Annotated in this window: 4 protein-coding genes; 1 reads left to right on the top strand and 3 read right to left on the bottom strand. The window is 44.6% G+C overall.

Annotated features, from left to right (window positions below; translation table 11 throughout):
• Positions 1-201: 201 nt before the first annotated feature.
• The 3 genes from IM485_RS20765 to IM485_RS20775 all read right to left on the bottom strand — a co-directional run bounded on the left by IM485_RS20765 (position 202) and on the right by IM485_RS20775 (position 4190).
• Positions 202-1407 (bottom strand): argininosuccinate synthase, encoded by a 1206-nt coding sequence (locus IM485_RS20765; RefSeq protein ID WP_104396849.1) that lies wholly within the window; start codon positions 1405-1407, stop codon positions 202-204.
• 270 nt (positions 1408-1677) lie between these two features.
• Positions 1678-3669 carry a DICT sensory domain-containing protein gene (locus IM485_RS20770; protein ID WP_104396850.1) on the bottom strand — a complete coding sequence of 664 codons (1992 nt, stop codon included), beginning with the start codon at positions 3667-3669 and terminating at the stop codon, positions 1678-1680.
• A gap of 386 nt (positions 3670-4055) precedes the next feature.
• Positions 4056-4190: a hypothetical protein gene (locus IM485_RS20775; protein WP_024969427.1), complete on the bottom strand. Its 135-nt coding sequence runs from the start codon at positions 4188-4190 to the stop codon at positions 4056-4058.
• A gap of 82 nt (positions 4191-4272) precedes the next feature.
• On the opposite strand from IM485_RS20775, the gene IM485_RS20780 reads away from it, so the two are divergent.
• Positions 4273-5211, top strand: a complete 939-nt coding sequence (locus IM485_RS20780) for an SGNH/GDSL hydrolase family protein (protein WP_287745331.1) — start codon at positions 4273-4275, stop codon at positions 5209-5211.
• Positions 5212-5629: the final 418 nt, after the last annotated feature.

The raw sequence follows: 5629 nt of genomic DNA on the forward strand, positions 1-5629 counted from the left end.
GACTCGGTTAACAATTTGTAATATTCCTTGTTGACACCCTTACTGACAAAGAAAAAACTGAAATCAAGTCAGGATAAGGGTTGGAGTGCTTACTGCAAAAATTGTTAAGAAAGATCCCTATAAGGGATAGCTTGATAAGGGGGGTGCCGATAGGCGGGGGGATCTAAATTAATACCCACTTACTTAGGGGAGGATTGTTGATTACTTTCCTCTAGTTTTTTCGGCCCAAACTTTGCTGGGTAATCCCCAAACATAGATGAAACCTTCGGCAGCTTTATGATCAAATTGATCCTCGGCCCCGTAGGTAGCTAAATCGGGAGAATAGATAGAATTGACTGACTGACGACCGACCACTTTAGCGTTACCTTTAAACAGTTTCACTCGCACCGATCCCGTTACCTGTTCTTGGGTTTTGATGATAAAAGCATCGATCGCTTCCTTTAAGGGACTGTACCACAATCCTTTATAAATTAACTGTCCGTAGGTCTCTTCAATTCCCCGTTTATATTGGGTAACATCTCCAGTTAAAGTCAAACTTTCTAAGTCCCGGTGAGCGTCAATTAAAACTAATAAAGCCGGGGCCTCGTAAATTTCTCGGGATTTAATTCCCACTACCCGGTTTTCGATCATATCTAACCGACCAACACCGTGTTTACCCACTAGGTCATTTAATTGACTAATTAGCGTGACAGGATCGAGATTTTCTCCGTTTAAACTGACGGGAATTCCCTGATTAAAACCAATATCGACGTATTCCGGCTCGTTGGGAGTATCGGCGATCGCTTTGGTCATTAAATAGATTTCTTCCGGGGGTTCCGTCATCGGATCTTCCAAAGGACCTGCTTCAATACTGCGCCCCAACAGGTTACGATCGATACTAAAAGGCGAGGATTTTTTCACGGGAGACTCGATCCCGCATTTTTCCCCGTAGGCGATGGTTTCTTCCCGACTCATGCCCCATTCCCTGGCGGGAGCGAGAACTTTTAAACTAGGATTAAGGGCCATAATGCCCACATCAAAACGCACTTGATCGTTACCTTTGCCGGTGCAACCGTGAGCGACGGCATCGGCCCCGTATTTCTCGGCGGCCTCTACTAATAATTTAGCGATTAAAGGACGAGCCAGGGCGGTAGAAAGGGGATAACGATTTTCGTAGAGAGCATTAGCTTGAATTGAGGGAAAAGCGTATTCTTTGACGAATTCTTCTTGAGCATTGACCACTAAGGATTCGATCGCTCCGCAGCGCAGAGCCTTTTCTTGAATTGGTCCTAATTCGTCTCCCTGTCCTAAATCGGCGGCTAGGGTAATCACTTCTTCTACTCCCCATTCCTGTTTGAGATAGGGAATACAGACGGAAGTATCGACTCCTCCGGAATAAGCTAAAACCACTCTCTTGGCACGTCCCATAATTTTTTCACCTAAAAACGACTAATTGATTACTCTTTTAAGTTTATTATATATCCTGGGGATTTGATGCTTCTTTTTTAATGCTTTTTTGTTTAGTTTTTGATGAAGAAAAGGAATAGGAAGTCATACTAAATCCGTTAAATATATGCTACATATCAGGACAGCCAAAAGGCAAGAGGCAAGAGGCAAAAGGGGGAATACATAACCAGTTTTTAATAACTGGATTTAGTATCACGAGTAGAGAGCCAAAACTAAACGGGCAACCAGCCGCTATTTACGTTTACTAGCAGGACGACGGGAGGATTTTTTCGGAGCGGTATTTGGGGGATTATCGTTAGTTTTATCTTTAAATATTGGAATAGTAAAATGAAACTGACTGCCGTTATTTTTGCCCCTCGATTCTGCCCAAATTTCGCCGCCCCAACCATTGACGATCTGACGACAGATAGCCAGTCCTAAACCGGTTCCCCCGGCACTGCGTCGCAGGGCCCCTTCCTCTTGGTAAAAGCGATCAAAAACCTGTTCTAAAAGATTGGGTTCGATCCCGCGTCCGGTGTCAGAAATGGTTACTTCTAGAGTTTTTGGTTTTCCCGAAGCGACTTCGATCGAGACATTTCCCTCCCGTCCGGTAAACTTACAGGCATTATCGAGAAGTTTGGAGAGTAATTCCACCAACCACTCGCCATCGGCTAAAACAAAGGGCAGATTAGGGGGGACAAGATTGATAATTTGTGGGTTTTCGTTGTCGAGATTGCGGGAGTGAACGTGACTGATGGCTAACTCCACACATTCCGATAGGGATAAAGCTTCGGGATTCCAATTAACCCGGCCACTTTCTAACCTGGACAGAGTTAAAAAATCTTGGATTAATTTACGCATTCGTTCCGCATCTTTCAGGGCAGTATCAAGCATAATTTGGCGCATTTCCGCCGGCATATCCGGTTCCGAGGCCAAACTTTCTAGACAGACTTGAATGGTGGAGAGGGGGGTGCGTAATTCGTGGCCGGTAATGGCGACTAAATTAGAACGAGTGCGATCGAGGGCGGCTAATTGTTCATTTAAATCCTGTAAATTAGCGTAGGCTTCTGCTTGAATGAGGGCGACTCCGATTTGAGTGGCCACCGCATCCACAAGGGCGACATCCTCGCTTTTCCAAGTGGTGGTATCGGGTCCACAGTGATGCAGTTCCAACATTCCCAAGAGACGACTTTGGTAAAAAATCGGCACTAATAACCAGGAATAGATGGAACATTCCCGCACGAGATTTTGAATGGAATCGCCGGGGAGACGGGGATCGTGAATAGCGTCTTCGATTTTCAGGGATTCTCTCAATTCCAGCACTTCCTGAAAAAGAGGATTATTTTTCAGGGGCCATTTTTGTCCTTTGATGGAACTAATGCCGGAGTTTAAAAATTCGTGTTCGATGGTGGCGTTAATGTCGGCTTCCTTACAACGATAGACCACGCAGCGACAGACCCCTAATCCCTCGCCCAATTTCCGCACTGCCACCTGGAGGATATCTTCCGGATCGAGGGAACGACGGATCGCCGCTGTCACCGAGTTGATCAGTCTTTCCTTGTGTTCTTTCGATGCTAGGGAACGATTGGCTTTCAGCAGTTTATACTGTCCCGCTTGCAAATAAGTGACCAATCGCTGGACAAAGGGATCCGGTTCCTCTTGATGATCCCTGTCCGTCAGTTCACAGATCAGGTATTCTTCTTGAGCGCGCCTAATTTTGTCCGCCAGTTCGGGACGATAATCGAGAATATGATTTAAAAGAATTTGGGCGGCCTGTTGACTCACATGGCGATCACTCGTCCAAATCCCCTCAAAACGGCGATTATTATCCATAGCTGCCCTATTTTCCCCTTCGGCTACCAGATGGGTTCGTTCCCGACAGATCAAACAACTAGCATAATGGCGACCGATAACCACTAGATGCCATTCTTGGGCTAAACTGTCATCCGGTTGAAAAGCGATCGTCTCGTAAACGTCGGAACTATGCTTAAAATCGGTTTCTGGGGCCGACAAAACATAAACTTGCCCGCTTTTGTGGGCAATGCGTCGATAGCGATGGGCCTCTTGACGATAAAAGCGCTCACGCTGAAAACTGGCGATCACTAATGGTTGATCGTCTTCCGCTAAAACCTGATCCTCCATGGCGTGGGATAGCGCGGTCAGGGATGCTTTGAAGTACATCTGCGATCGCCATTGAGGGAGTAACTGCAACAGTTCTGTTAAAACAGAAGTTGATCTGCTCATCGATGATCTGTTTCGAGTCGAGTGTGACTAGCAAGCGCAATAGAGGGAACTAGCAATTTCTCCCTTGACCCTATCCTACAGGCTCAAGGGGACAAGAGGTGAGATCGTGATGGCCAGAAATTTAAACCGAGTGATGCCAAAAGTGAGCGAAATTAATCTAGTTAACTAGAGGTTGCTGAATAAATCTAAAAACCTTGTTGGTTAAGACTTTTAGACTTTTGGGAAATCAAAAAGTGCCAGCCATTGGTAGGGATCGAGGGAAAAATTTAGGGACTTTTTCCCTGAAAATTAGGTAATTTATCAGATGAAAAGGGGTACAACCCTACACCCTACACCCTAAACCCCACACCCTGCCACCACGAGAAACTTTTTGCCGCAAACCCTAACTAGATGTAGGCAACTTTCATTGCCCAAACGATCAGCGCAATAATACTACCGATAACGATAATGGACGATATCGCCACTACTGCTGGTTTATCGGCTCCCTCGAATTTCATAATGCCACGATTTAAGTCTGACATTGCCCTTAACTCCTTTTCATGAGATGGATGTGGAAAGTATGAGACACTTTAGGATCATAAATTAGCTAACTCTCATCTATCCGTGTTATTAGAAATTGGTATCATTCGGCTGTCTTTAATCATTCTAGGCGTTCTTTTCGCCCTTGGCCTTCTCCTTGAGGCTATTTTAAGAATTGTCTTCGGGTTCGGTAATCCGCTTATTTACAAAGCTGATGCCGAAATTGGCTATCTTTTGGCTCCTAATCAACAAACGCGCCGGTTTTCCAATTTTATCGCCGTTAATCAGTATTCGATGCGGAGCGATCCGATTACACCCCAACGGCCCCCGGAGACGACGAGAATCATGTTAATCGGTGATTCGATCGCTAATGGCTCCTGGTGGACAGATCAAAAAGAGACCATTTCTGCTTTAATCACCAAAAATTTAGGCCAAAATCTGACGGATTCGGTGCAAGTTCTCAATGCTTCCGCTAATTCTTGGGGACCGCGCAATCAATTGGCCTATCTGCGACGTTTCGGCACCTTTGAATCTCAGGTGATTGTGTTATTAATGAACACCGATGATCTGTTCGCTTTAGCTCCTAGTTCGGCGGTGGTGGGACGAGAAATTAATTATCCCGCTCGCCGGCCAGCTTTAGCTTTAATCGAGTTGTACGATCGATATTTTAAGCGTTATCCTCCCCTACCACCGGTGCAAGAAGGGGGCGATCGAGTGGGCAATAATTTAACCGCTCTTGCCCAAATTCAAGCCCTTGCTCAGGCTAATCAAGCCCGTTTAATTATCGCTATTACTCCCCTCATTCGCGAAGCTCAAAAACAGGGACGAGATTATGAATTAAAAGCCCGTCAAAGACTAGCGGATTTCACCAGCAACCAGCAGATTTTTTATCTAGATTTTCTGCCCATTTTTCAAGCACATCCTACTCCTGATTCCCTCTATATCGATAATATTCATCTTAGTCGAGACGGTAACGATTTAATCAGTCAAAAACTGACCGAGGCAATCAAAAAAGTCTTTTAATTAGGGTTTACTGAATCAGTAATCAGTTATCAGTTATCAGTTCACTGTTTACTGTTTACTGTTTACTGAAAATACGCCCCACTCCCCAATTCATAATTCATAATTCATAATGGTTCTTCCGAACTTACACTGTAGAAAATTCCCCAAGCTCCCTCTCTGTCCAGCAATGCTCTAAAGTTGATAAATATCAATCTAACAAAAACTCAAAGCCCTATTGTACAAGCTTTACAAGCATGAGTTGTTGATAGTTTTGCATGACAGGTTCGGTAGAGCCTTCATTAGACCTCTTGCATAAATCCGAAAACAAACGATAGAAACAATAATGGGAGGGACTTTCAGTTAATTATTTATTAGTAGTTGATAATCTTCAAAAATGTTGCTGTAAAAGGATCGACTTAAGACTTTTGCAAGAGGTCTA

Origin of the sequence: Microcystis sp. M169S2 (assembly GCF_020245865.1) — a bacterium.
In the GTDB taxonomy this organism is placed as follows: Bacteria; Cyanobacteriota; Cyanobacteriia; order Cyanobacteriales; family Microcystaceae; genus Microcystis; species Microcystis ichthyoblabe_A.